Annotated in this window: 17 protein-coding genes and 1 pseudogene; 8 read left to right on the top strand and 10 right to left on the bottom strand. The window is 72.3% G+C overall.

Annotation, left to right across the window (positions count from 1 at the left end; translation table 11 throughout):
• Window positions 1-159: 159 nt before the first annotated feature.
• From C6W10_RS15575 to C6W10_RS15565, 3 genes and pseudogenes are all read left to right on the top strand, one after another.
• A pseudogene (locus C6W10_RS15575) lies at window positions 160-2,094 on the top strand (glycoside hydrolase family 3 protein); the annotation flags it as partial.
• Window positions 2,095-2,270: 176 nt separating this feature from the next.
• The gene (locus C6W10_RS15570; protein WP_107258705.1) at window positions 2,271-2,576 is read left to right on the top strand and encodes a ribosomal protein L7/L12; all 306 of its coding nucleotides are present in this window, start codon (window positions 2,271-2,273) and stop codon (window positions 2,574-2,576) included.
• Window positions 2,577-2,714: 138 nt separating this feature from the next.
• Window positions 2,715-3,392, top strand: a complete 678-nt coding sequence (locus C6W10_RS15565) for an SMI1/KNR4 family protein (protein WP_107258704.1) — start codon at window positions 2,715-2,717, stop codon at window positions 3,390-3,392.
• 79 nt (window positions 3,393-3,471) lie between these two features.
• Here the strand turns inward: C6W10_RS15565 and C6W10_RS15560 are convergent, their stop codons facing one another.
• Window positions 3,472-6,318 (bottom strand): glycoside hydrolase family 9 protein, encoded by a 2,847-nt coding sequence (locus C6W10_RS15560; RefSeq protein WP_234361764.1) that lies wholly within the window; start codon window positions 6,316-6,318, stop codon window positions 3,472-3,474.
• 772 nt (window positions 6,319-7,090) lie between these two features.
• On the opposite strand from C6W10_RS15560, the gene C6W10_RS15555 reads away from it, so the two are divergent.
• Window positions 7,091-8,668, top strand: a complete 1,578-nt coding sequence (locus C6W10_RS15555) for an aldehyde dehydrogenase family protein (RefSeq protein ID WP_107258702.1) — start codon at window positions 7,091-7,093, stop codon at window positions 8,666-8,668.
• 143 nt (window positions 8,669-8,811) lie between these two features.
• On the opposite strand, the gene C6W10_RS15550 is transcribed toward C6W10_RS15555, so the two are convergent.
• Entirely contained in the window at window positions 8,812-10,134 is a 1,323-nt protein-coding gene (locus C6W10_RS15550; RefSeq protein ID WP_369938477.1) for a GNAT family N-acetyltransferase, read from the bottom strand.
• 53 nt (window positions 10,135-10,187) lie between these two features.
• Window positions 10,188-10,940 carry an amino acid-binding protein gene (locus C6W10_RS15545; RefSeq protein WP_107258701.1) on the bottom strand — a complete coding sequence of 251 codons (753 nt, stop codon included), beginning with the start codon at window positions 10,938-10,940 and terminating at the stop codon, window positions 10,188-10,190.
• A gap of 218 nt (window positions 10,941-11,158) precedes the next feature.
• On the opposite strand from C6W10_RS15545, the gene C6W10_RS15540 reads away from it, so the two are divergent.
• On the top strand, window positions 11,159-12,268 hold the full coding sequence (locus tag C6W10_RS15540; protein WP_107258700.1) for a phosphotransferase family protein: 1,110 nt from the start codon (window positions 11,159-11,161) through the stop codon (window positions 12,266-12,268).
• A 98-nt stretch (window positions 12,269-12,366) separates the two neighbouring features.
• The gene (locus C6W10_RS15535) at window positions 12,367-13,602 is read left to right on the top strand and encodes an acyl-CoA dehydrogenase family protein (RefSeq protein WP_107258699.1); all 1,236 of its coding nucleotides are present in this window, start codon (window positions 12,367-12,369) and stop codon (window positions 13,600-13,602) included.
• 31 nt (window positions 13,603-13,633) lie between these two features.
• Here the strand turns inward: C6W10_RS15535 and C6W10_RS15530 are convergent, their stop codons facing one another.
• The 6 genes from C6W10_RS15530 to C6W10_RS15505 form a co-directional block, all read right to left on the bottom strand.
• A complete protein-coding gene (locus tag C6W10_RS15530) occupies window positions 13,634-14,677 on the bottom strand; it encodes a LacI family DNA-binding transcriptional regulator (protein WP_107258698.1) in 1,044 nt (347 codons plus the stop codon).
• Window positions 14,678-14,852: 175 nt separating this feature from the next.
• Window positions 14,853-16,286, bottom strand: a complete 1,434-nt coding sequence (locus tag C6W10_RS15525) for a GH1 family beta-glucosidase (RefSeq protein ID WP_107258697.1) — start codon at window positions 16,284-16,286, stop codon at window positions 14,853-14,855.
• The gene (locus C6W10_RS15520; protein WP_234361908.1) at window positions 16,283-17,083 is read right to left on the bottom strand and encodes a carbohydrate ABC transporter permease; all 801 of its coding nucleotides are present in this window, start codon (window positions 17,081-17,083) and stop codon (window positions 16,283-16,285) included. Before C6W10_RS15520 ends, C6W10_RS15525 begins: the two co-directional genes overlap by 4 nt.
• Window positions 17,084-17,187: 104 nt before the next feature.
• Window positions 17,188-18,171 carry a carbohydrate ABC transporter permease gene (locus C6W10_RS15515; RefSeq protein ID WP_107258696.1) on the bottom strand — a complete coding sequence of 328 codons (984 nt, stop codon included), beginning with the start codon at window positions 18,169-18,171 and terminating at the stop codon, window positions 17,188-17,190.
• A gap of 133 nt (window positions 18,172-18,304) precedes the next feature.
• Entirely contained in the window at window positions 18,305-19,615 is a 1,311-nt protein-coding gene (locus tag C6W10_RS15510) for an extracellular solute-binding protein (RefSeq protein ID WP_107258695.1), read from the bottom strand.
• Between the two features lie 458 nt (window positions 19,616-20,073).
• Complete coding sequence (locus C6W10_RS15505; protein ID WP_107258694.1) at window positions 20,074-20,619, bottom strand: plasmid pRiA4b ORF-3 family protein; 546 nt, start codon at window positions 20,617-20,619, stop codon at window positions 20,074-20,076.
• A gap of 149 nt (window positions 20,620-20,768) precedes the next feature.
• On the opposite strand from C6W10_RS15505, the gene C6W10_RS15500 reads away from it, so the two are divergent.
• A complete protein-coding gene (locus C6W10_RS15500) occupies window positions 20,769-21,512 on the top strand; it encodes a pyrimidine reductase family protein (protein ID WP_107258693.1) in 744 nt (247 codons plus the stop codon).
• A 46-nt stretch (window positions 21,513-21,558) separates the two neighbouring features.
• On the opposite strand, the gene C6W10_RS15495 is transcribed toward C6W10_RS15500, so the two are convergent.
• A complete protein-coding gene (locus C6W10_RS15495) occupies window positions 21,559-23,040 on the bottom strand; it encodes a glycerophosphodiester phosphodiesterase family protein (protein ID WP_234361763.1) in 1,482 nt (493 codons plus the stop codon).
• A gap of 235 nt (window positions 23,041-23,275) precedes the next feature.
• Here C6W10_RS15495 and C6W10_RS15490 point away from each other — a divergent pair, with 235 nt between their 5' ends.
• Entirely contained in the window at window positions 23,276-25,033 is a 1,758-nt protein-coding gene (locus C6W10_RS15490; RefSeq protein WP_107258692.1) for an ATP-binding protein, read from the top strand.
• The last annotated feature ends 12 nt before the right edge of the window (window positions 25,034-25,045 follow it).

Below are 25,045 nucleotides of genomic sequence, written 5' to 3'. Positions count from 1 at the left end.
TACCGTTCGATATTGACGTCGTCTTATCGGCCCCGGGAGGATCGGGCCTGGCGCGTACCCCGATCGGTCCTGGGAGGGCATTTCATGCGTCCACACTGGCGAATCCGAACCCCATTGATAACCATGCTCACCGGCCTGCTCGTCGCCTCGCTGCTGCCCGCCGGCACGGCCGCCGCAACCTCCGCCGACGCCGCCGTCGCCGTCGCCGACGCGCGCGGACACGGCGGCAAGCCGGACTACCGCAACCCGAGGCTGCCGATCGACCGGCGGGTCGACGACCTGCTCCGCCGGATGACCCTGGAGGAGAAGGCCGGCCAGATGGCCCAGGCCGAGCGGCTGGCGGTCGACGCCGACCCCACGCTGGTCGCCCAGTGGGGCCTCGGCTCGCTGCTCTCCGGGGGTGGTTCCGTCCCCACCCCGAACACCCCGGAAGCCTGGCTGTCGATGATCAACAACTTTCAGCGGCAGGCGCTGAGCACCCGGCTGGGCATCCCGATCATCTACGGCGTCGACGCGGTGCACGGGCACTCCAACGTCTACGGCGCCACCGTCTTCCCGCACAACATCGGCCTCGGCGCGACCCGCAACCCGGAACTCGTCCGGCAGATCGGCAAGGCCACCGGCGAGGAGGTGAAGGCCACCGGCATCCCGTGGAACTTCGCCCCCTGCCTCTGCGTCTCCCGGGACGAGCGCTGGGGCCGGGCGTACGAGGCGTTCAGCGAGGAACCGAAGCTGGTCGGAGAGATGAGCAGCTACGTCGACGGGCTGCGCGACGCCGGTGTGCTCGCCACCATCAAGCACTACGCCGGGGACGGCGACACCGAGTACGACCAGGCCGCCGCCGAGGCCAACGAGAGCCTCCCGCCCGGCTCCCAGCGGTACGTCATCGACCAGGGCGTCACCGTCACCACCCGGGCCGACTTCGCCCGTACCAACCTGGCGCCGTTCTGGACGGCACTGCGCCGGCACGACGTGGACAGCGTGATGCCCTCCTTCTCCAGCGTGGACTGGATCGAGGACGGCGTCGGCAACCCGGTCAAGATGCACGCGCACAAGGAGCTGCTCACCGACGTACTCAAGGGGGCGCAGCGGTTCAAGGGCTTCGTCATCTCGGACTGGGAGGGCATCCACCAGATCCCCGACCCGAACGAGCCGACCGTGGCCGGGCTGACCGCGTACAAGGTACGGACCTCGGTCAACGCCGGCATCGACATGTTCATGGTGCCGAACAACGCCAAGCAGTTCATCGACCTGCTCCTCGCCGAGGTGCGGGCCGGCCGGGTCAGCCAGGCGCGGATCGACGACGCGGTACGCCGCATCCTGCGGGCCAAGTTCGAGATCGGCCTCTTCGAGCGCCCGTACGCCTCCGCCGACGACCTCGACGAGGTCGGCAGCCGTGAGCACCGGGCGCTGGCCCGGCGGGCGGTGGCCGAGTCGCAGGTGCTGCTGAAGAACAGCGACCGGGCGCTGCCGCTGCGCAAGGACGCGAAGATCTACGTCGCCGGCCGCAACGCCGACGACATCGGCAACCAGGCCGGCGGCTGGACCATCACCTGGCAGGGCGCCTCCGGCGACATCATCCCGGGTACCACCATCCTGGAGGGGATCCGTGAGGTGGCGCCGCGCGCCAAGGTCACCTACAGCGCGGACGGCTCCGCCCCGACCGCCGGCTCCGACGTCGCCGTCGTGGTGGTCGGCGAGACGCCGTACACGGAGGGCTTCGGTGACGTCGGCGGGCCGGAGTGCACCTGGTGCACGACGCCGCAGCAGGAGGAGAAGTCGCTCTCCCTCCAGCCCGGTGACCGGGCGGTCGTCGACAAGGTCTGCGGGGCGATCGACACCTGCGTGGTGCTCGTCGTCTCCGGCCGGCCGCAGGTGGTCACCGACCAGCTCGGTCAGATGGACGCGCTGGTCGCCTCCTGGTTGCCCGGCAGCGAGGGTGCCGGCGTGGCCGACGTGCTCTTCGGCCGACGCCCGTTCACCGGCAAGCTCTCGGTGAGCTGGCCGCGCAGCGAGGCGCAGGTGCCGATCAACGTCGGCGACCGGAACTACCGCCCGCTCTTCCCGTACGGGTACGGCCTGCGGACCCGCTGACAACCGGTTCGACCCGTCCCCGCCGCCGGCACCGTGCCTCGGGCACCGGCGGCGGGGACGTGCACGTCGGCCGGCCCGCCGGACGCCGGACGGGCGAGGGGCGCGGTCACCGGCGGAACGCCCTGCGCCGACCTGGTCGGCGACGACACCCGGCTCACCTGCTTGAATACCGTGCCATGGATTCCTGGTTGATTCTCGTCGTCGCCGTCCCGCTCCTGGTGCTGCTGATGACGGAGTTGTCGTCGGCCGGGCGGCGCCAGCGGGAGACCGCCGCCCGGCTCCGCCGGGTCGAGGCCAAACTCGACCTGGTCGTGGGACATCTCGGCCTCGCCCTGCCCGAGCCTGCGCTGCCGGAGGTGGTGGCGCAACTGGAGCGGGGGCAGAAGATCGCCGCCGTCAAGGCGTACCGGGAGGCCACCGGCGAGGGGCTGCGGGAGGCGAAGGAGGCGGTGGACCGACTCGCCGCCGAGCGCGGACTCTGACCGGCGCCGAGCCACGACAGAGCGGAACAGGCCACGATGGACCGGGCCGGGCCGGGCCGTCGACGGCGGGAGGCGGGAGGCGGGCGCGGCCACGGAACGGCCGCGGATCCGTCGGACCGCCCCGATAGGGTCCGGGCCGTGACGAACATCGACTGGTCCGGGGTACGCGACCGGGTGGCCGCGCTCTCCGCGACGCCCGAGGCCACGGTCTTCGGCGCCAACGGCCACCGGTGGCTACTCGAACCGCCCCTGGAGCCGACCGAGCTGGCGGAGTTGGAGGAGCAGCTCGGCGTACGGCTGCCGGACGACTACCGCAGCTTCCTGCTGGAGGTGAGCCGGGGCGGCGCCGGCCCGTTCTACGGCCTGTTTCCGCTGCGCCGGGTGGACGGCCGCTGGCGCTGGGAGGGCGACGGCGCCGAGCTCACCGAGATCCGCGCCCTCGCCGAGCCGTTTCCGCACACCGGACCGGTCAACCCGGCGGCCGACCTGCCGGAGCCGCCGGACGAGGAGGACTTCGGCACCGTCGAGGAGTTCACCGCGGCCGAGGACGCCTACTGGGAGCTGCACGACCGGGTGGCGTACGACCCGAGGCACACCGTCGGCACCGTCTACCTGTGCCACCTCGGTTGTGCGTACCGGCAGATGCTGGTGGTCAGCGGCCCGGAACGGGGCACGATGTGGGCCGACGACAGCGCCGACGACGGCGGCTTCAGCCCGCTGGCCGGCCCGCACGGCGAGCGGATCGGCTTCGCCCGGTGGTATCTCGACTGGCTCGACGAGGCGACCGCGAAGGCCCGGGAACCGCTGCACAGCTAGCCGTGCACCGGACCGGGGCCGTCGGGCAGCCTGCTGGTTACCGCCCGACGGCCCCGGCGGGGACCGGCCAAGGGACGGATCAGCCGGTCGCGCAGGCCACGCCGTTGAGCGTGAACGACGTTGGCCGGGGGTTGCTGCCGGTGTGTGTGCCGTTGAATCCGAAACTGGTCGACGCGCCCGGGGCGAGCGTGCCGTTGTAGCCGACGTTGGTGACGGTGACCGCCGTACCGGACTGGGTCACGGTCGCCGACCAGGCCTGGGTGATCCGCTGGCCGGCGGCGAAGGCGAAGGCGAGGCTCCAGCCGTCGACCGTGCCCGTCCCGGTGTTCGTGATCGTGATGGTGCCGCTGAATCCGGTGCTCCAGTCGTTGCCGGTCCAGCCGATCCGGCAGCCGCCGGCCGGTGCGCTCGGGGTGTTCACCGAGACCGGCGCCGACGCCGCCGAGACGTTGCCGGCCGCGTCCACCGCGACCACGTAGAACTGGTACGTGCTGCCGGCGGTCAGCCCGCTGACCGGGAACGTCGGCGTGCTCGGCGAGCCGAGCAGGGCGTCGGTGGCGCCGGCCTCCCGGTAGACCCGGTAACCGGTGACGCCCACGTTGTCGGTCGGGGCGGTCCAGGTCAGCGTGGCTCCGGTCGCCGTCACCGCCGAGGCGGTCGGGGTGCCGGGCGTACCCGGTGGGGTGGTGTCGCCGGTCCCGGCCGGACTGGTGGTCACCGAGACCGGCGCGGACGCCGTGGAGCGGTTGCCGGCGGCGTCCCTGGCCACCACGTAGAACTGGTACGTCGTCTCGGCGACCAACCCGGTCACCGCGAAGGTCGGCATGGCCGCCGAACCGAGCAGGAGGTCGCTGGCGCCGTTCTCCCGGTAGACGTCGTAGCCGGCGATTCCGACGTCGTCGGTGGCGGCGCTCCAGCTCAGGGCGGCTCCGGTGGCGGTCACCGCGCTGGCGGTGGGGGTGCCCGGCCGGCTCGGCGCGGTGTTGTCCGGTGTGGACGGTGCCGGTTCGGCGCCCCAGATCAGCGCGCCGTCCTCGTAGAGTGCCACCTTCGGGTTCGGCCCGGCGGCGGCCTGGTACGACGGGTCGTTGCTCGGATCCCAGGTGCCGCCCTCGGGTACGCCGATCTTGAACTGCACCTCCATCCGGTGCGCCGACTGCCCGGCCGGGGCGATGGTGTAGCCGGAGCAGTCCACCTCGACGTACCAGATGTCGCCGGAGAGCTGCCGGGCGGCGGTCGGCGCCGGGCAGCCCTGGGTGTAGCCGCTGGTCACCTGGATCGCGCTGCTCCCCTCCGGCCGGAAGTAGTACCGAAACGAGGATTCGGTGAGCGCCCGGGCCGGGAAGGCGGACTTGTTGTAGACGATCGCCTTGATCCCGGTGGCCCTCGGCTCGGCCTGCATCACCGTGGTCTCCACGGTGATCTCGTCGATGTCCGGCCGCTCGGTCGGCGGGAAGCTCGCCAGCGGCGAGCCGCCGTACTCGGAGACGAGCCGGGCCAGCGCGGAGGTGAGCCCGGCGTTGTAGTCGGTGGCGACCTCGTTCATCACGTAGTCGCTCCGGTTGTCCGTGTACGCGTCGTTCGGCGAGGACGGGCCGCCGACCAGGGCACCGTAGAGGGTGTGCCGGGTCGCCTCCGGCACCTGCATGCTGTCCCACCAGGAGCCGTGCGCGGTGCGGTGGTGCGGGTTCTTCGGCGGGTTGGCACCGAAGCCGATCATGTAACTGGAGTTGCGCGGGTTGTCGCCGAGGGCGTAGTTGATCTGCCGGACCGCGAAGTCGTGGTAGCGGCTCTTCCGGGTCGCGTCGGTGGTCCGGTCGCTGTAGACCAGTGCCGCGAAGGCGGTGTTGGCGGCGTACCGCAGCGCGCCCCAGGTGTCCAGCACCGCCATCCCGCCCGGCGAGGTACGCACCTTCTCCCCGTTCACCCCGACGGTCCAGTAGTCGAGCCAGCGGTTGGCGTCGTCGACGTACTTCTGCTTGCCGGTCAGGTTGGCCAGCAGCACGTACGCGCCGAACTGCTTGTTGTCCCAGGCCACCGTCCACTTGTAGAGCCGGTTGCTCTGCTGCGGCTCGGTGCCGAGCCGGTCGTACTCGCTCTCGGCCTTGGTCAGGTAGCTGGCGTCCCCGGTGGCCCGGTAGAGCCAGATCGCGCCCCAGACGAGTTCGTCCTGGTAGCCGCTCCAGGAGCGGTAGAAGTTCGTGACGTCGGTGATGCACTCGTGGTAGGCCCGGCGCACGGTGTCGGCGAAGGTGTAGAGCTGGCGGGCGTGCGTGACCAGCCGGTCGGCGTAGGCCGGGTCGGTGGGCCGGAACACCATCGAGGAGGCGGCCATCGCCGCCGCCGTCTCGCCGGCCAGGTCCGCGCCGCCACAGCTTGCGTCGATCTTGTACGCCGGCCGCGCCATCGGCAGCACCTCGGCCGGCCCCCACCACTTGTGGTCGTCGTCGCCCTTGCCGACCTGCCCGTAGAGGACGTTGGCCGAGGGGTGCGCCCGGATGAAGTAGTCGTTGACGAAGCGCAGGTTGTTGAGCAGGTGCGGGAGCTGTCCGGACGCCTGGTAGCCGCTGCGGTACTCGACGGCGCCCCAGGCCAGCATGGTGGCGCTGAACGCCATCGGGAAGCCGAACTTGACGTGGTCACCGGCGTCGTACCAGCCGCCGGTGAGGTGGAGCCGGACGTCGGAGCCGTCGGTCAACGCCGAGTCGCCGCGCCAGGAGACCCGGTTCCAGTCGGGCAGCGGGCCGGACTGCTGGGCCTCGTAGAAGTAGAGCGACTTCTGTAGCGCCTCGGCGTAGTTGAGGGCCGGGGCGGCAGCCGGCGCCGATCCGGCCCCGGCCGTCGTATCCGGGCCGGCGGTGGCCGGGGCGACCCCGGTCAGCACCAGCGCGGCGGCGGCGGCCAGCGCGGTGCTGCCGGCGGTCACCGCCCGGAGGTACCAGCGGCCCGGCCGCTGGCCGCGGTCGGGCCGCTGCCGGCCGTCTGGTCGCTGCCGACCGTCGAGGCGTTGCCGGGCGCCTGGCTTGGGCCGGGGACCGGGCCGGGGACGTTGCCCGTTCGGCCGGGCCGGGGCAATGCGGTCGCGCACTAGAATTGCTCCTGTCCGTGGAGCCGCGCGCGGCGACGCGTAGCGGAGGACACGAGGGGCGGATGTGGGCGCATCCGCCCCTCTCCCTGCGCGGTGCACGACGCGGGTGCTGGGCCGGGGAAAACCGTGCTGCGGTGGTGCCGGTGCGAGGGGGTGGATCTCGGTCCATCGGAGTCCCGGGAGCGCTCCCATGGATAGCCAACAATGTAACCGCGCCATTGCCGGTTTGTGAAGGACCCAAACCGGCGACACCTGCGGCGGTCCACCGAGCATCCGGCCGCCGGAAAGTCCAGAGGAAAGCCCTTTCCTGACCGTTGACGATACTCACACCATCCAGCCGCCTCGATAGGAACGCGACGTCCGCCCAGCTCAGAGCGGTGAGTGCCGACTCAGCCGGCCGAAGATCGGGGCCAACTGGCGGAACCGGCGTCCTGGGATACGAGCGTACGGTTGCCGCCGCCGCGCGGCCCGGGAGAGGGTACGGCCAGATCAGGGAGACAAAACCCCAGATCAGCGGTGCCATCGACGCCGCCGCACGCTGATCGTTCCGGCCTCTGGCGAGCCTGGACAACGACGGGTCAGCCGGCCGACAAACTCCGAGGAGACAGCGATGGCACTACGCCTTGCCGACCGCACCGCCTGGCCGGAGACCCTGGCCCGGGCGGTGCGGGCGACCCCCGAAGCGTTCACCCTGCACACCGACCGGTCCGGCGGCGCGGTCACCCTGCGGAACCTGGTCGAAGGTGCCTGGCAGTCCGTCGGTACGCCGAGCCCGGTGCGTACCCCGGTGGACAACACCGTACTGGTCAACCTCGCCCGGCTGGCCGCGGAGTCGGCCCGGGCCGCCGTCGCGTTCGCCGCCGACGAGCACCGCGACTGGGCCGCCACCCCGCTGGCCGACCGCAGGGCCCGGGTCGTCGAGGCACTCGACGCGCTGACCGAGCACCGGGACCTGCTGGCCCTGCTGCTCGTCTGGGAGATCGGCAAGCCGTGGCGGCTCGCCTGCGCCGACGTGGACCGGGCCCTGGACGGCGTGCGGTGGTACGTCGGGGAGATCGACCGGATGCTGGCCGACGGCCGGGAACCGCTGGCCGGTCCGGTCAGCAACATCGCGAGCTGGAACTACCCGATGAGCGTGCTGGTGCACGCCGAACTCGTGCAGTTGCTCGCCGGCAACGCGGTGATCGCCAAGACGCCGTCCCAGGGCGGGGCGGTCTGCCTCACCGTGGCGCACGCGCTGATGCGCCGGGCCGGGCTGCCCGCCACCCTGCTCAGCGGCGGCGGCGAGGAACTCTCCGAGGTGCTGGTCCGGGCGCCCGAGATCGGCGCGGTGGCCTTCGTCGGCGGCCGCTCCAACGGCGGCAAGGTCGCCGCCGCGCTGCTCGACACCGACAAGCGGCACATGATCGAACAGGAGGGGCTGAACGCCTGGGGCATCTGGGAGTTCTCCGACTGGGACAACCTCGCCAAGCACCTGAAGAAGGGCTTCGAGTACGGCAAGCAGCGCTGCACCGCGTACCCGCGCTTCGTGGTGCAGCGGGAGCTGGTCGACCAGTTCCTCGACATGTACCTGCCGGTGGTCCGCTCGGTCCGGTTCGGACACCCGCTGGCGGTCGACGAGAGCTGGGCCGAGGGCGACCCGCTGCCCGAGCTCGACTTCGGCCCGCTGATCAGCGCCGCCAAGGCCGACGAGCTGCGCCGCAAGGTGGACGAGGCGGTACGGGGCGGAGCCGTGCCGCTGCACCGGGGGCGGCTGGACGGGGCGCCGTTCCTGGCCGGCCAGGACACCTCGGCGTACGTGGCCCCGTCGGTGCTGCTCGCTCCGCCCGGCCGGTCCCGGCTGATGCACACCGAGCCGTTCGGCCCGGTCGACACCATCGTGGTGGTGGACACCCCCGACGAACTGCTGGCCGCGATGAACGCCAGCAACGGCGCCCTGGTGGCCAGCCTCGCCTGCGACGACGAGGAGACGGCGGCGAAGCTCGCGGTCGACCTCCAGGCGTTCAAGGTCGGCATCAACCGGCCCCGGTCCCGGGGTGACCGGGACGAGCCGTTCGGCGGCCGGGGCGCCTCCTGGAAGGGCGCCTTCGTCGGCGGCGACCTGCTGGTGCAGGCCGTCACCGTCAGCTCCTCCGCCCAGCGGCTGTACGGCAACTTCCCGGACTACGCCAGCTACCCGGCCACCTGAGCGCCCGGGCCGGGCGACCGGCCCGGAAAGGGGGCCCCTCCGGCCGTCCTACCGGAGGGGCCCCCTTCCATCTCGCCCCAGTCAGGCGGTTCCGCCGGTCCGGTCCTGCACCAGGACCGGACCGCCGGGTCTGTTCCGTGCCGCTACGCCTCGGCGGCGGCCGGAGTCTCGGCGTCGGGCACCGGCACGGCCGGCTCGCGTGGGAGCGGCACGGCCGGCTGGTGTTGGAGCGGCACGGCCGGCTGGCGGTTCGACGCCCCGGCCGGCCGGTCGTGCGGCGCTCCGGCGGGCTGGTCGCGCCGTGACCCGGCACGCCGGTCGTACAGCGGCCCGGCGGGCTGATCGTGCGGTGGCCCGCCGGGCTGGTCGTGCAACAGCGCGGCGGGTCGGTCGTGCGGTGGCCCGGCGGGTCGGTCGTGCGGTGGCCCGGCGGGTCGGTCGTGCAGTGGCACGGTGACCGTCAGCAGGTCGCCGTCGCGGTCGACGGTCTCCGGCCGGTGCAGCCGGTCCAGGAGGCGCAGCATCGGCACGTTCTCGGCCGAGGTGTGCGCGAGCAGCGCGGCGTAGCCGGCCCGGGTGCCGTACCCGACCAGGCGGCGCAACAGGGCGCCGCCGAGGCCACGGCGCTGCCAGTCGTCCTCGACCAGCAGGGCGAGTTCGGCGAGCATCCCCTCGGCGGCCAGGTTCGCCATCGCCACCACCCGCTCCGGCCGGCCGTCCCCGCCACCGGCCCAGGCCAGCAGGGTGACCCCGCGCGCCGGGGCGAGCAGCCGGGCCAGCCGCTGTGCTGACACCGAGCCGCGCGCCGGATAGCGCTGGCCCAGGCTCCGCGCCGAGCAGCGCCGGTGCATCTCCAGCACCGCCGGCAGGTCGTCTCCGACGGCCGGACGTACGGCCAGCTCGGCGCCGTCCGGCAGCACCAGGGTCACCCGGTCGGCGGCCTGCCGGGCCACCGCGGCGGCCAGGTCCACCAGTGCCTGGGCGCGGGCGTACTCGGCCGGGGTGAAGCTCGGCGCCGTCCGCAGCACCTCGAAGGAGCCGCCGTACGGGTCGGGCAGCCGCATCGTCTCGGCGCCGTGCCCCGGACCCGCCGGACCGGAGAGCACCGGCCGCCAGGTGACCGAGTCGGCGCTGAGCAGGCTGCGCAGCGACTCGCCGAGCGCGTCCGGATCCCGGACCAGCCGGCTGGCCAGCCCGAGCGTCCGGGTCGGCTGGTCGGCCAACCCCCGCGCCTCGCTGCGGGCCACCCAGCAGTTCCGGCCGCGCCCGCGCTCCACCGCCGCCACCAGGTCGTCCGCGGTCAACCCGGGCGGCGCGTCGACCAGGAAGTCGTCGACCGCCCCCGCCTCGGTGGTGTGCACCTGCACGGCGAGGATGTTCACCCCGCGCAGCGCGAGACTCGCGGTGAGGACGGAGAGGAATCCCGGCCGGTCGACCACGGTCGCCCTGATCCGCCACAGTGTCATCTGCACTCCCTTCCCGGCTTCAGCCTGCCCGCACGCTGTTACCCGCCGGTTGCTCAGCCGTGACGGGTCATCACCGCCGGCAGCGGCCCCGGCTCCGCCGGTGGGGCGCTGACCAGGTCGAGCCGGTCGCCGAGGATCGTCGCGGCGGCCCGCACCAGCTGGGCGATCCGGTCGACCTCGGTGACGTGGAAACCGGCCGCCGTCAGCCCGTCGCCGTCCACCCGGGCCAGCATCAGCACCAGCCCCGCCCGGCCGAAGGGGGCGACCGCGTAGTGGGTGCCCGCCGGACCGTTCAGCGAGCGGGCCCGCAGCGGGGTCACCTCGGGCAGCTCCAGCGGTGCCGGTGCCCGCCAGCTCACGTACGCCACCGCGGGCGAGCCGCCGCCCCGGACCGTCCCGGCACCCGCACCGGCGCGTGCCGCCCAGTCCGCCGGTACCACGGCCGCCGCCGCCCAGTCCGCGGCGAGCAGCCCGGGTACCGCGTCGACGAGGGTGGCCAGCCCGTCGGCCGGGTTCGCGGCGATCTGGGTGAGCAGTTCGGCGTCCTGCCCGCCGCCGTTCGGCGCGCCGATCGCCCGCCACATGCCGTTGACCCGTACCCCGGGGATGGCGGCGAGCCCGGCGCAGAGCCGGTCGACCCGGGACGCACCGGGCCAGACCACGGTGAAGTCGTCCACGGCCCGGCCGCCCAGCCGCTCCAAGACCACCACCTGCACGATGTCGGCACCGGCGACGCCCAGCGTACGAGCGACCTGACCGAGCGTTCCGGGTCGATCCGGCAGGGTCACCCGAACCCTCAGCAACATGTCCGTCCCCTCCGTCGGCGGACCGGCGCGCGTTCCGCCGGCGAGCTGTCAACCAGGCTGCCCGATGACCATTTCGCCCCTGTTGCCGTGGCATGTCCCGGCAGCAAAACCCCGAAGCGGCGCCGAGCCGGGCCCGCTTCCCGTCGACCGGCCCGACCCCGGGGGCCGAGGTCCGGCCCGGGCTTGACTGGACGGCCCAGATGCCATCAACTGTCTCGATGACCGATCCGCCGGCCAACGCCGTCCGGCCGGAGCCACCCGCCGGGTCGCCGTCCGGGCTCGACCTGGACCGGCTGACCGGGCACCTGGCGGCACACCGCCCCGACCTGCTGACCGGCCCGCTCCGGGCGGAACTCGTCCTCGGCGGCCGGTCGAACCTCACCTATCTGGTCCGGGCCGGCGAGCACGAGTTCGTACTCCGCCGCCCGCCGCTCGGGCACGTGCTGGCCACCGCGCACGACATGGTCCGGGAGTTCCGGGTGATCTCGGCGCTCGCCCCGACCGGGGTGCCGGTGCCGGCCGCCCTGCTGCTCTGCTCCGACGAGGCGGTGCTCGGCGCGCCGTTCTACCTGATGGAGCGGGTGCCGGGGGTGGTCTACCGCAGCCGGGACCAGACCGACCCGTTGACGCCGGCCCAGCGCCGCGAGCTGGCGTTGGTCATGATGGACGTGCTGGCGACGCTGCACACCGTCGACCCGGCCGCCGTCGGGCTGGCCGACTTCGGCCGGCCGGAGGGCTTCCTGGCCCGGCAGGTACGCCGCTGGGGCGGGCAGCTCGACCGGTCCCGCAGCCGGCCGTTGCCCGGCATCGACGAGCTGCGCCGACGGCTGGCCGCGACCGCGCCGGACGGCCTGAACGCCGGGCGGATCGTGCACGGCGACTACCGGCTCGACAACCTGATCGCCGACTGCGGTCCCGCCCCGGACGAGACCGCGAGGGGTCCGGCGGTGACGATCCGGGCGGTACTCGACTGGGAGATGGCCACCCTCGGCGACCCGCTCGCCGACCTGGGCCTGCTGCTGACCTACTGGGATGTGCTCGGTGACTCCGACGCCACCGCCGGCAACCCGGTCGCCGACGGGCTCGGCCCGCGCGCCGGGTTCCCGTCCGGCGCCGAGCTGATCGACCGGTACGCGGCCCGCAGCGACGTCGACGTCGGCCCGCTGGACTGGCACGTGGCGCTGGGCTGCTTCAAGCTCGCCGTCATCTGCGAGGGCATCCACTACCGGCACACCCTGGGGCAGACCGTCGGCGAGGGCTTCGACCGGATCGGCGCCCTCGTCGACCCGCTGGTCGGGTACGGCCTCGCCGCCCTCGGCCGGAACTGACCCGGCGCGCCGCAGCGGCGCGTCCACCGCTCCCGGGGCGGCATCACCCGGACAGGCACCCCGCAAACCCCGCCGAGCGCTACCGCCGAGGAGTATCGATGGACTTCGGATTCGACGCGCGCACCGCCGAGCTGCACGAGGCGCTGCACGACTTCCTGACCGACCGGATCCTGCCGGCCGAGCCGGTCTACGCCGAGCAGGTCGCCGCCGCCGCCGACCCGGCGACCGGTGCCGGGCCGTGGAGCCGGCCGCCGATCATGGCCGAACTCAAGGCCGAGGCCCGCCGCCGGGGCCTGTGGAACCTCTTCCTGCCACATCCCGAGTACGGTGCCGGGCTCAGCAACCTCCAGTACGCCCCGCTCGCCGAGCTGACCGGCCGCAGCCCGCAGCTGGCCCCGGAGGCGCTCAACTGTGCCGCCCCGGACACCGGCAACATGGAGCTGCTGGCCGACTTCGGCAGCCCGGCGCAGCGGGAGCGCTGGCTGCGCCCGCTGCTCGACGGCGAGCTGCGCTCGGCGTTCTGCATGACGGAGCCGGAGGTGGCCTCCTCGGACGCGACCAACATCGAGACGAGCATCGTCCGGGACGGCGACGACTACGTGGTCACCGGGCGGAAGTGGTGGTCGACCGGGGCGATGGACCCGCGCTGCGGGATCTTCGTCGTGCTCGGCAAGACCGATCCGGCGGCGCCCCGGCACCGGCAGCATTCCATGGTGCTGGTGCCCCGGGACGCCCCGGGCGTGACGGTGCGGCGCGGCCTGACCGTCTTCGGCTACTCCGACGGCGCGCACGGCGGGCACGCCGAGGTGAGCTTCGACGGCGTACGCGTGCCGGCGGACCAGCTGATCGGCGGGCCCGGCGACGGCTTCGCGATCGCGCAGGCGCGGCTCGGTCCGGGCCGGATCCACCACTGCATGCGGCTGGTCGGGATGGCCGAACGTGCCCTGGAACTCCTCTGCCGGCGGGCCGCCGGGCGCGTCGCGTTCGGCCGGCCGCTGGCCGAGCAGGGTGTGGTGCAGGAGTGGATCGCGGAGTCCCGGGTCCGGATCGAGCAGGCCCGGCTGCTGGTGCTCAAGACCGCCTGGCTGATGGACACGGTCGGCAACAAGGGTGCGCACACCGAGATCCAGGCGATCAAGATCGTGACACCGGCGATGGCCGAGTGGGTGATCGACAAGGCCATCCAGGCGCACGGCGGGGCCGGGGTCAGCCAGGACACCCCGCTGGCCGCGCTCTGGGCCGGTGCCCGTACCCTCCGGCTCGCCGACGGCCCGGACGAGGTGCACCGGGCCGCGCTGGCCCGCCGCGAGCTGCGGCGCTGGACGGCCGACTGAGGCGTGAGCCGCGGCGTCGGCGTACCCCGGCTCAGGCGGACTGGCGGTGCACCAGGTGGGTGTCGAGCAGCACGTACGGCACCTCGCGCTCCTCCCGGCGGATCCGCGAGACGAGCAGCCGGGCCATCTGCCGCCCCATCTCCTCCATCGGCTGGAAGACGGTGGTCAGCGGCGGCTCGGTCTGCCGGGCGATCGGGGCGTCCTCGAAGCCGACCACCGCCACGTCCTCCGGCACCCGCCGGCCGGACTCGCGCAGCGCCCGCAGCGCCCCGCAGGCCATCAGGTCGGAGGCGACGAAGACCGCGTCGAGATCGGGGCAGCTGTCCAGCAGCCGGCGCATCGCCGCCGCGCCGCTGGTCTCGCTGAAGTCGCCGTACGCGATCATGGCGTCGCTGACCAGCCCGCCGCTCTCCCGTACCGCGTCCTGGTAGCCGGCCAGCCGGGCCACGCCGACTCCCATGTCCTGCGGGCCGGCGATGGTCGCCACCCGCTTGCGGCCCTGCCCGACCAGGTGTTCGACCGCCTGCCGGGCACCTCCGGCGTTGTCCACGTCGACGAAGTACGCCCCGGACGGGTCGCCGAGCATCCGGGCCGGCCGGCCGCCGAGCACGGTCGGCAGCCCGCGCTGCTCCAGCAGGGTCGGCAGCGGGTCGGCGTCGTGCAGCGAGAGCAGGAGCACCCCGTCCACGTGCTGGTTGGTCAGGTGGTGCTCGACCCGCTCCCGCTCGGCCGGTGACTGGGCCATCGCCAGCCAGAGCTGCATCGGGGTCTCCAGCAGTGCGGAGCTGATCCCCCGCACGATGCCGGCGAAGAACGGCTCGCCGAAGACCCGCTCCTCCGACTCGGAGACCACCAGGGCCACCGAGTCGGTCCGCTGGGTGACCAGGGCCCGGGCCGCCCGGTTCGGCACGTAGCCCAACTCGGCGATGGCCCGCTGCACCGCCGCCCGGGCCTCGGGGCTCACCTGGGGTGATCCGTTGACGACGCGGGACACGGTGCCCCGCCCCACTCCGGCGCGGGCGGCGACCGCGTCCAGGGTGGGCCGCCCGAGCGAGCGGGTGCGCTGGGTTGTCATCGTCTGTCCCTCCGACGTCGGATGTCCGGCACCGACCCTCCGCGGGTCGGTGCCGGGCACCCCCAATACTGGCTGACCACGCCTATTGAACCCTGTTCAACCTGGACAGCGCGGTGCCGGCACCCCAACGCTCACCTAGGGGCACGACGGACCGCACGGAGAGGTCGAACAAGGTTCATTGTGCGGCCAAACCGTTACGTCGGATCACCTCGGCGTACCACCTGGCGCTCGACTTCGGGATCCGGCGCTGGCTCTCGTAGTCGACGTAGACCATGCCGAAGCGCTTGGTGTAGCCCCACGCCCACTCGTAGTTGTCAAGCAGTGACCAGGCGAAGTAGCCCCGCAGCGGCACCCCGGCGGAGATCGCGGAGTGGCAGGCCCGCAGGTGCGCGTCGAAGTAGCCGAGCCGGTCGGTGTCGTCGATCCGGCCGTCCACCACCTCGTCGACGAAGGCGGAGCCGTTCTCGGTGATGTAGAGCGGCAGTTCCGGGTATTCCCGGTGCACCCGCTCCAGGGTCTCGACCAGGCCCGGGGCGTCGATCTCCCAGTTCATGTCGGTCACCGGCACGCCCCGGGTGACGAACCGGACCTGTTCGCTGCCGGGCCAGCAGGACTGGGCCCGCCAGTACGGCTCCGGCTCGACGCCTTCGACCGGGGCGGCGACCACGTGCCGGCTGTAGTAGTTGATGCCGAGGAACGACATCGGGGTGGAGATGGTCTCCAGGTCGCCGTCCTGGACGTGCCCGAAGTCGCTCACCGCCGCCAGGTCGGCGACCACGTCCGCCGGGTAGCTGCCGCGCAGCACCGGGTCCAGGAAGATCCGGTTGGCCAGCCCGTCGATCCGGCGGGCCGCGTCGGCGTCGTCGTCGGAGGAGGTCTGCGGGGAGACGGCGTAGAGGTTGAGGGTCACCCCGATCTCGACGTCCGGCCGGGCCGCCCGGATGGCCTGGGTGGCCAGGCCGTGCCCGAGCATCAGGTGGTGCGCCGCCCGGACCGCCTCGCCCGGGTTGGTACGCCCCGGCGCGTGCACCCCGGAGCCGTAGCCCAGGAACGCCGAGCACCACGGCTCGTTCAGGGTGATCCAGTGCCGGACCCGGTCGCCGAGGGCCGCGACGGTCAGCTCGGCGTACTCGGCGAACCGGGCGGCGGTGTCCCGGTTCGGCCAGCCGCCGGCGTCCTCGATCGCCTGCGGCAGGTCCCAGTGGTAGAGGGTGATCCACGGCTCGATGCCGTGTTCGAGCAGCTCGTCGGTGAGCCGCCGGTAGAAGTCCAGCCCGGCCTGGTTGCCCGGGCCGTGCCCGTCCGGCTGGATCCGGGGCCAGGCCACCGAGAGCCGGTACGCCTTCAGCCCCAGCTCGGCCATCAGCGCCACGTCGTCGCGGTATCGGTGGTAGTGGTCGCAGGCGACGTCGCCGGTGTGCCCCTGGAGGACCCGCCCGGGGGTGTGGCTGAAGGTGTCCCAGATCGATGCGCTTCGACCGCCCTCGTGCACCGCCCCCTCGATCTGGTACGCCGCGGTCGCCGCGCCCCAGACGAAGCCGGGGGGAAAGGTCGCGCCTTGGCCCTCCTCGAGCAGTTGCGTGGACAGTGGGCTCGTGGAGTTGCTCACGACTTGACGGCGCCTTCCATGATGCCGCCGATGATCTGGCGGCCGAAGATGATGAACACGATCAGCAGCGGCAGGGTCGCCAGCGCGGTGCCGGCGAACAGAGCTACATAATCCGTCTGGTAGAGGCCGGACGAAAGGATCTTCAACGAGTACTGCACCGTCGGCGTGTCGGGGGTGAGCACGACGAACGGCCAGAGGAACTCGTTCCAGGTCTGCATGAAGGTCAGCAGGCCGAGTACGGCCGCCGCCGGGCGCAATGCCGGCAGCACCACGTTCCAGTAGACCCGCCAGGTGGAGCAGCCGTCGAGCCGGGCGGCCTCGATCAGCTCGTCGCTGACCGCCGACATCGCGTACTGGCGCATCATGAAGACCCCGAAGCCCTGGACCAGGAACGGCACGATGACCGCCTGGAGGGTGCCGGTCCAGCCCAACTCCACCATCATCAGGTAGAGCGGGATGATGCCGAGCTGGGTCGGGACCATCATGGTCAGGATGATCACCAGCAGCAGCGCGTTGCTGCCCCGGAACTTGAGCTTGGCGAAGGCGAATCCGGCCAGGGTGGAGAAGAAGATCACCGAGATGGTCACCACGGAGGAGACCACGGCCGAGTTGACCAGGCCGTAGAGGAACGCGGCGTCCTCGTTGGCCAGCATCCGTTCGATGTTGCTGAAGAGCTTGCCGCCCGGGGTCGGCGGCATCTCGTAGACCGCGCTGTTGTCCCGGGAGGCGATGATGAACGACCAGACGATCGGAAAGACCGAGAGCACCGAGCCGATCACCAGCGCGAGGTAGGTCAGCGGGCTGGCCTGCCAGAGCCGGGCCCCGGGCGCGCCCCGGCCGCGGCGTCGGCGGGACGGCTGCGGCGTCGGGCTGACGGTACGGGGCAGAGTCTGGATGGTGGTCACTTCTGCTCCCCCTTGACCGAGCGGCGGACCATCGCAAAGTTGATCAACGCGAAGATGACGATCATCAGGAAGAGCAGCCAGGACATCGCGGCGCCGGACCCGTACTCGAAGTTGCCGGTGAAGGTCCGTTCGTAGATGTACATCGCCAGCGTCTGGAACTCGTTCGAGGCGCCGCCGCGGATCAGCCCGAAGCCGTACATCAGGGGCTCGGTGAAGATCTGCAGACCGCCGATGGTGGAGATGATGATCGTGAAGAGGATGGTCGGCCGGATCAGCGGGACGGTGATCTTCCAGAACTGCCGCCAGGTGGAGGCCCCGTCCAGCGACGCCGACTCGTAGAGGTCCTTGGGGATGGCCTGCATCGCGCCGAGGTAGATCAGCGCGTTGTAGCCGGTCCACCGCCAGTCGACCATGAAGGCGATCGCGAACCAGGAGGCGTAGCGGTTGTCCCGCCAGGCGATCGGGTCGATTCCGACGGTGCCGAGCAGCCAGTTCACCAGGCCGTACCGGTCGGCGAAGATCAGCGCGAAGATGATGCCGACCGCGGCCACCGAGGTGATGTTGGGGATCAGGATCCCCATCCGGAACAGGGTGCGGCCGCGCATCTGCCGGTTCAGCAGGTTGGCGATCATCAGCGCCACCACGAGCTGCGGCACGGTGCTGAGCACGAACATGCCGAAGGTGTTGTAGGCGGCGTTCCAGAACTGCGAGTCGTCCAGCAGGACCCGGTAGTTCTCCAGCCCGACGAACTCCTTGGTGCCGCTGAGCAGGTCGTACTCGAAGAGCGAGACGTAGACCGTGTAGAGGACCGGGAAGAGGCCGAAGACCCCGAAGAGGAGGAAGAACGGGGCGACGTAGAGGTACGGCGAGTACTTGATGTCCCAGCGCCCCAGGCGGTACGACCGCCGGCGGTGCGTCGGTTCCGGGGTGGGTGGCGTGGCAGCGTGCCGTGGTGGTGCCGCGCCGACGACAGAGCTCATTGCGGGGGTCCTTCCGGGGAGGTGGACCGGCCGGTGACCTCGCGGCGGTGCCCACACCCTCGCGGGGGGTGTGGGCACCGCCGCCGGCCCACGGGCACTGCTCACCCGTGGGCGCGGCAGGTCACCGGTCGACCTAGCTGGTCAGCTTCTTGGCCTCGTCCATCGCCTTCTTCCAGGCGGCGTCCGAGCTGAGCTGGCCGCGCTCGGCCGCCTGCATCTGCGGCTCGACCACCGTCTCCCAGATCTGCTGGTGCTTGGCGCCGAGGAAGACCGGCTTCATGTTCTTGACGCTCTCACCGAAGATCTCGCCGGTCGGGGCGCCGCTGAAGTACTCGCTCTTCTTGTCCTTGAACGCCGGGTCCTCGATGCCGGCGATGTCGGACGGCATGGCACCGGCCTCCTTGAACGCCGCCAGGTGGCCCTCCTTGCTGGTCAGGTACTTGGCCAGCAGGTACGCCTCCTTCGGGTGCTTGGTCTGCGCCGGCACCGCGAGGTAGGAGCCGCCCCAGTTACCGCCACCGCCGGGGATCTTGGCGATGTCCCACTTGCCGGCGTTCGCCGGGCCGGACTTCGGCGCGATGACGCCCTCGGTCATCCAGGCCGGGCACGGGATGGTGGCGAACGCCGAGTTCTTGAAGGCGGCGTCCCAGTCGGCGCTCCAGCGCTGCGCCTTGGCGGTCAGTCCGTCGGCGGCCATCTGCAGCCCCATGTCCCAGGTCTGCTTGACGACCGGGTTGGTGTCGCCGATGAACTTGTTGTCCTTGTCGAAGAAGAACGTCTCGGAGTTCTGCATGACGTGCGGCTGCATCAGGCTGGTCGCGCTGTCCAGCCAGGCGGCCTTGGCCTTGCCGCTGGCCTTGAACTCCTTGCCCAGCGCGATGTAGTCCTGCCAGGTGCTGATCCGCTGCGACACCTCTTCGCGGTCGGTCGGCAGGCCGGCCTGCTGGAAGAGGTCCTTGCGGTAGCACATCGCCAGGCCGCCGACGTCGGTGCCGAGCCCGATCAGCTTCTTGCCGTCCGGGGTCATGGCGTTGTTCCACTTCCACTCGGGGAAGTTGGACTTCAGCTCGTCGGCCCCGAGCTCCAGCAGGTTGGCGAACTTGTCGTGGTTCTGCACGTACCCCAGCAGCACGCCCTCTTCGAGCCCGACCACGTCGCCGGCACCGCTGCCCGCGGCGAGCCACTGCACCAGCTTCGGCTGGAAGTCGCGCAGCTCGCCCATCTTCTGGTGCTCGACCTTGATGTTGGGGTTGGCGGCCTCGAAGTCCTTGATCGCCTGGTCGTAACCGAAGTTCTGGAAGGTCTGCAGGACCAGCTTGACCTGTCCCCCTTCGCCGGTGGACCCATCGTTGTCGCTCTTGCTGCACGCCGTGCTGCCGAGAGCCACGCCCGCGGCGAGCGCGGCGACCGCGACGGTGCGGAGCCGGCGCCTGATGACGCTCATCCCTGACCCCTCTCAGGTGGGTAACTCGTGTTGTGGTGGTGTCGGAGATTCATGTGTGTCGACCGTGCTGCTGATGCCGGTGTCCCGGGTCGTTCGGTGGCGCGAAGGTGCGTGTGTCCGACCGCCGACCGGCGCCGGGCGGGTCGCCCGGCGCCGTGCCATGGGATTCGGTTTGACGCCACCTCAACGGTTCTGTGGCTTGGGCCACAAACCGCCGGGAGCGCTCCCATGAGATTGCCGGCGCGTTTCGGGGGTGTCAATGGGCATCTGGGAGCGTTCCCATTTCGTTACCGTCGGCGCCGGGTCACTCACCCGCAAAGCGGGCGTTATCCCCGAGGTAACGCGTGGGCCGACCTCCGGCCCGACGCCGGTCGATCAGGCGGTGCCGCTCCGCCGGTCAGCGCTGCACAGTGGCCGGTGCCGGCCGCCGCCCGGCGACCCCTTCCGGCGTACCCGGATCAGCTCAGCCAGCGGGCCAGGGTGCTCGCCCGGCCGGCGTCGAAGGTCGACGGGTCGAAGGGCCGACCCAGCCAGTCGCGCAGCGACTCGTGCTCCGGATGGTCCGGGTCGGCCATCGCGGCGAGGAACCGGCGGTAGCCGTACGGGCCGCCGACGTCCTCCGGCGGGCAGGCCCCCGCACCGGCGGTGCAGACCGGGTACCGCTCGTCGGGATCGGCGCCGAAGACGTCCTCGACGATCACGTCGTGTTCCCACCAGTCGCCGAAGTCGTAGGTGTAGAGGAACCGGCCGCCCTTGGTCGCCACCGCGTCCAGCCGGGTGTCCAGCTCGTCGCGGAGCGTCAGCTCACCCTCCGGATCCGGTACGCCGTACTGCACCCCGTCGATCTCGAACGAGTGCAGGTGGCAGTTCTGCCAGCCCAGTACGGACTGGAACAGCCGGTGCACCCGGTCCAGGGTGTAGCCGCCCGGCACCAGCACCCGCCGCCAGACCGGCGGTGTGACGTCGGCGAGCGACACCTTGAGCTGGAAGATCTGACGGCGCATCGTCTCCCACCCTCTCGGCATAGGCTTACCGGCATGATCTGCCGAGCCTGCCGGGACGACAGGCACGACGACTGCCGGGGCCGCAACTGGTGCGACTGCCAGCACCGTACCCCCGCACCCGTCCCTCCGGTCACCGGTCCGGCCAGCGAATGACCGGTAATGTCGGAATAACCCGGCTGTGGCCCGACCCCACGCCGGCTGCCCTGGACGAGTCGGCGCTGATCGCGCTCTATCCCCGCCCCGACCGGCCCCACCTCCGGATGAACTTCGTCGCCAGCGTCGACGGTGCGGTCGAGCTGGACGGCCACTCCGCCGGGCTCTCCTCCGCGCCGGACAAGCGGATCTTCGGGCTGCTCCGGATGGTCTGCGACGTGCTGCTGGTCGGCGCGGGCACGCTGCGGCACGAGGCGTACCGGGCGCTCCGGCTCGACGAGCGGCGCCGGGCCTGGCGCCGGGAGCACGGGCTGGCCGAGTACCCGACCCTGGTCGTGGTCTCCCGGGCGCTGAACCTCGACCCGGAGTCGGCGGCCTTCGCGGACGCCCCGGTCCGGCCGGTGGTGCTCACCTCCGAGCGGGCCGAGGCGCCGGCCGGGCTCGACGGCGTCGCCGAGCTGCTGCGCTGCGGCGAGGAGCGGGTCGACCTGGCCGCCGGCCTCGCCGAGCTGCACCGCCGAGGGCACGGCCAGGTGCTCTGCGAGGGCGGGCCGCACCTCTTCGGCTCGCTGACCGCCGCCGGCCTGGTCGACGAGGTCTGCCTGACGGTGGCGCCGATGCTGACCGGTCCGGGCGCCGGGCGGATCACCGCCGGGCCGACCACCACGCCGCAGGGGATGTCGCTGCGGCACGTCCTCGCCGCCGGGGACGAGCTGCTGCTCCGGTACGTCCGCGGCTGAGCCGGCCCGGCGGTGCCCCGGCTTCCGGGGCACCGCCGCGCGGTCGCTAGCCCTGGGCGGCGTTCCAGCCGACGAGTTCGGCCGGACGGTTGGTGATGATCCCGTCCACGCCCAGGTCGTCGAGCTGCCGCCAGCCGGCTGGGGTGTCGACCGTCCAGACCATCAGCGCGACCCCGGCCCGGTGCAGGTCACCGACGACCGCCGGCCGGCTGAGCAGGGCCGCCGACGAGGGGTTGTAGGTGGCCAGCCCCAGTTCGGCGGAGATCGCCACCGGGTCGGCGTCCAGGGTGCTGCGGAGCAGCCCGAGCGGCAGCTCCGGGGCGAGTTCCCGGGTGTACCGCAGCACGTCGACCTCGAAGCTCTGCACGAGTACCCGGTCGGTCATCTGCTGCTCGCGGACCACCGAGACGATCCGGGCCACCTCGGCCCGGCTGTGCGCGCCCTTGATCTCCAGCACCAGCCGGCCGCCCCGGGTACGCAGGTCCGCCAGCTGCTCGGCCAGGGTCGGCATCCGGGTGCCGGCGTACTGCGGGGCGAACCAGGAACCCGCGTCCAGCGCCTTGAGCCGGGCGCTGGCCAGCGAGCGGATCGCCCCGGTGCCGTCGGTGGTGCGGTCCACCGTCGAGTCGTGCAGCACGAACGGCACGCCGTCGCCGCTCGGCTGCACGTCGTTCTCGATCCAGTCGGCCCCGCCGCGCCGGGCGATCTCCTGGGCGACCAGGGTGTTCTCCGGCGCGGCGGCCGAGGCGCCCCGGTGGGCGATCACCGCGACCGGGCTGCCCGGCGGCCGGAGCAGGGCGCTCGGCGCCAGCTCGGTGATCCGGACGTCGTCGAAGGAGACGGTGGCGCCGTTGACGAGGAGCGCCTGGCCGGCCGTACCGGATCGGCGCAGGCTGGCGGTGCGCAGCAGTTCCCGGCCGTCGAAGGACCACCGGGCCTGGCTGCCGTGCACCTCGATCGCGACCCGGACGTCCCGGCCGGTGCCGGCGGCGGTCGGCGCGGCGGCGGTGTCGGTGACGTTCCAGGCGTTCGCGGTGGTCCGCTCGGCGAACTCCAGCCCGTTGGCGGCGGTGGTGCCGCTGCGCATGGTGGCGATCCACCACGGGGTCGCCCCGGTCCCGGGTACGTCCAGGCCGAGCGCGGCCCATCGGGTGCTCACGGTCACGGACTCGAAGCGTACGGTCGCCTCGAACCGGAAGTGCGCCAGGTACCCGCCGAAGGTGATCTTGTTGTTCTGGCTGGAGCCGGCCGAGGTGCCGTAGAGCCGGCCGTTCTGCACCCGCCAGGTGCCGTCGACCGCCCGCCAGCCGGCCGGCAGCGCACCGCCGTCGAAGTTCTCCGAGACGTGCACCCGGCCCGGCTCGGCGGCGGCCGGCCCGGGGTCGGCGGTGGCGGCGGCTCCGGCACCGAGGGCGGCGGCCAGCAGCAGGGCGGTCCCGAAGGCAGTGGTACGCCGACTCCGGCCGGCGCCGCGCCCGACCGGTGCCGGCGTGTTGCCCCGGCCGACGGGTGGATTGAGGGTCATCATGGCGCAGGAGGTTAGTCGGGCACCGGGAGCGGACCGCCAAGATCTGGTTAATGCGTCGCAAAGCAGCCGTGTACGACCGAGCGCGGGACGAACCCGACGACCACCCGGCCGCACCGCCGCGCCGCGTTGGCACGGTGTCGTACTAGTGAGGCAGGATGCGACTCGTGTGTCTTGACCAGATTTTCACCCTGACCGACGCGACACCGACCGGGGCGCCACCCAGCGGAGTGGCACGGTGACCGACAGCCCACCGGAGGCTCCGGGAGCGGAGGTCGGCCGGGTGCTGGGCACCGCCGACGCCACCCCGTTGCAGTTCTGGACGGCCGTCACCCCGGGCAGCTACCTCCAGCTCGACGACGTGGTGGTGACCCGCCGCGAGCTGCCGGACCGGGAGCCGGTCACCATCGCCGGGGTGGTCACCCAGGTCCGGGCCCGGCACGAGGGGGCGCAGTTCGACTCCGACGTCTTCGCCATCGCCGACGGCACCCTGCCGGCGATGGTGCAGGAGGCGGCCGAGATCACCACCACCCGGGTCGACCCGGAGTTCTACGTCCCGCCCTCCCCCGGCGCGGTCGTCTACCGGGCCGAGGGCGAGGCCCGGTCGGCGGCGCTGCACTTCGACCGGATGGAGCGCCGAGTCCCGATGGGGATCGGCCGGGACGGCGTGCCGGTCTTCCTCAACGCCGACTTCCTGGACGGCAGCCGGGGCGCGCACGTCTCGATCTCCGGCATCTCCGGGGTGGCCACCAAGACCAGCTTCGCCACCTTCCTGCTCTACTCGGTCTTCCGCTCCGGGGTGCTCGGCGGCGACGCGGTGAACGCCAAGGCACTGATCTTCAACGTCAAGGGCGAGGACCTGCTCTTCCTCGACCACCCCAACAGCCGGCTCGACGCGGCCACCACCGAGACGTACGCGAAGCTGGGGCTGGACGCCGGAGCCTTCCCGGACGTCCGGGTCTACGCCCCGCCCCGGGCCGGCGACTCCTCCGGCACCCCCGACGTGAGCAGCCGGCTCTCCGGGGTCGACAGCTTCTACTGGACGCTGACCGAGTTCTGCGCCGACCGTCTCCTGCCCTACGTCTTCGCCGACGCCGACGACGAGCGCCAGCAATACACCATGGTGGTGCACTCGGTCGCCGCCCACCTGGCCAGGTACGCCCAGCCCGCCGACGGCGGGGTCAGCGTCGACGGGGTACGGATCAACTCCTACCCCGACCTGGTCGACCACATCGTCGAGCAGCTCACCGACGACGAGACCCGCTCGGAGTGGGCCGGCAGCGCGGTCAACATGGGCACCGTCAACGCCTTCGCCCGGCGGCTGATCGGCAGCAAGAAGGATCTGGCCCGGCTGATCCGGGGCGACCTCGCCACCCGCCGTCCGCACAGCGTGAACACCGCCGAGAGCGCCCAGGTGACCGTGGTCGACCTGCACAACCTGCCGGACCGGGCGCAGCGGTTCGTGGTCGGGGTGACCCTGAAGACCGAGTTCGAGCGCAAGGAGAAGGCCGGCACCCCCAAGCCGCTGCTCTTCGTCGTCCTCGACGAGCTGAACAAGTACGCCCCCCGGGAGGGCTCCTCGCCGATCAAGGAGGTGCTGCTCGACATCGCCGAGCGGGGCCGCTCGCTCGGGGTGATCCTGATCGGGGCGCAGCAGACCGCCAGCGAGGTGGAGCGGCGCATCGTCACCAACTCGGCGATCCGGGTGGTCGGCCGGCTCGACCCGGCCGAGGCGTCCCGCCCAGAGTACGGCTTCCTCCCCGCCGCGCAGCGGCAGCGGGCGCTGCTGGCCAAGCCGGGCACGATGTTCGTCAACCAGCCGGACATCCCGGTGCCGCTCTGCCTGGACTTCCCCTTCCCGGCCTGGGCGACCCGGGTCTCCGAGGCCGGTGCCGCGCCGACCGGGACGCTCCGGTCGATCACCCAGGCCGCCGACCCGTTCGCGGTGGTCGGCTCCCGGGCCGGAACCCTCACCGACGACGACATCCCCTTCTAGCAGTGGGTGGGC

The organism is Plantactinospora sp. BB1 (assembly GCF_003030385.1).
GTDB lineage: Bacteria > Actinomycetota > Actinomycetes > Mycobacteriales > Micromonosporaceae > Plantactinospora.
The sequence above is the reverse complement of the archived record's forward strand: the minus strand, read 5'-3'. Positions and strand labels throughout refer to the sequence as shown.

Bases quoted from the DNA above. Each gene is read 5' to 3' on its own strand.
- C6W10_RS15570 (WP_107258705.1), top strand. From the start codon at position 2,271: ATGGATTCCTGGTTGATTCTCGTCGTCGCCGTCCCGCTCCTGGTGCTG.
- C6W10_RS15555 (WP_107258702.1), top strand. From the start codon at position 7,091: ATGGCACTACGCCTTGCCGACCGCACCGCCTGGCCGGAGACCCTGGCC.
- C6W10_RS15550 (WP_369938477.1), bottom strand. From the start codon at position 10,134: ATGACACTGTGGCGGATCAGGGCGACCGTGGTCGACCGGCCGGGATTC.
- C6W10_RS15545 (WP_107258701.1), bottom strand. From the start codon at position 10,940: ATGTTGCTGAGGGTTCGGGTGACCCTGCCGGATCGACCCGGAACGCTC.
- C6W10_RS15540 (WP_107258700.1), top strand. From the start codon at position 11,159: ATGACCGATCCGCCGGCCAACGCCGTCCGGCCGGAGCCACCCGCCGGG.
- C6W10_RS15535 (WP_107258699.1), top strand. From the start codon at position 12,367: ATGGACTTCGGATTCGACGCGCGCACCGCCGAGCTGCACGAGGCGCTG.
- C6W10_RS15530 (WP_107258698.1), bottom strand. From the start codon at position 14,677: ATGACAACCCAGCGCACCCGCTCGCTCGGGCGGCCCACCCTGGACGCG.
- C6W10_RS15515 (WP_107258696.1), bottom strand. From the start codon at position 18,171: ATGAGCTCTGTCGTCGGCGCGGCACCACCACGGCACGCTGCCACGCCA.
- C6W10_RS15510 (WP_107258695.1), bottom strand. From the start codon at position 19,615: ATGAGCGTCATCAGGCGCCGGCTCCGCACCGTCGCGGTCGCCGCGCTC.
- C6W10_RS15505 (WP_107258694.1), bottom strand. From the start codon at position 20,619: ATGCGCCGTCAGATCTTCCAGCTCAAGGTGTCGCTCGCCGACGTCACA.
- C6W10_RS15500 (WP_107258693.1), top strand. From the start codon at position 20,769: ATGACCGGTAATGTCGGAATAACCCGGCTGTGGCCCGACCCCACGCCG.
- C6W10_RS15495 (WP_234361763.1), bottom strand. From the start codon at position 23,040: ATGATGACCCTCAATCCACCCGTCGGCCGGGGCAACACGCCGGCACCG.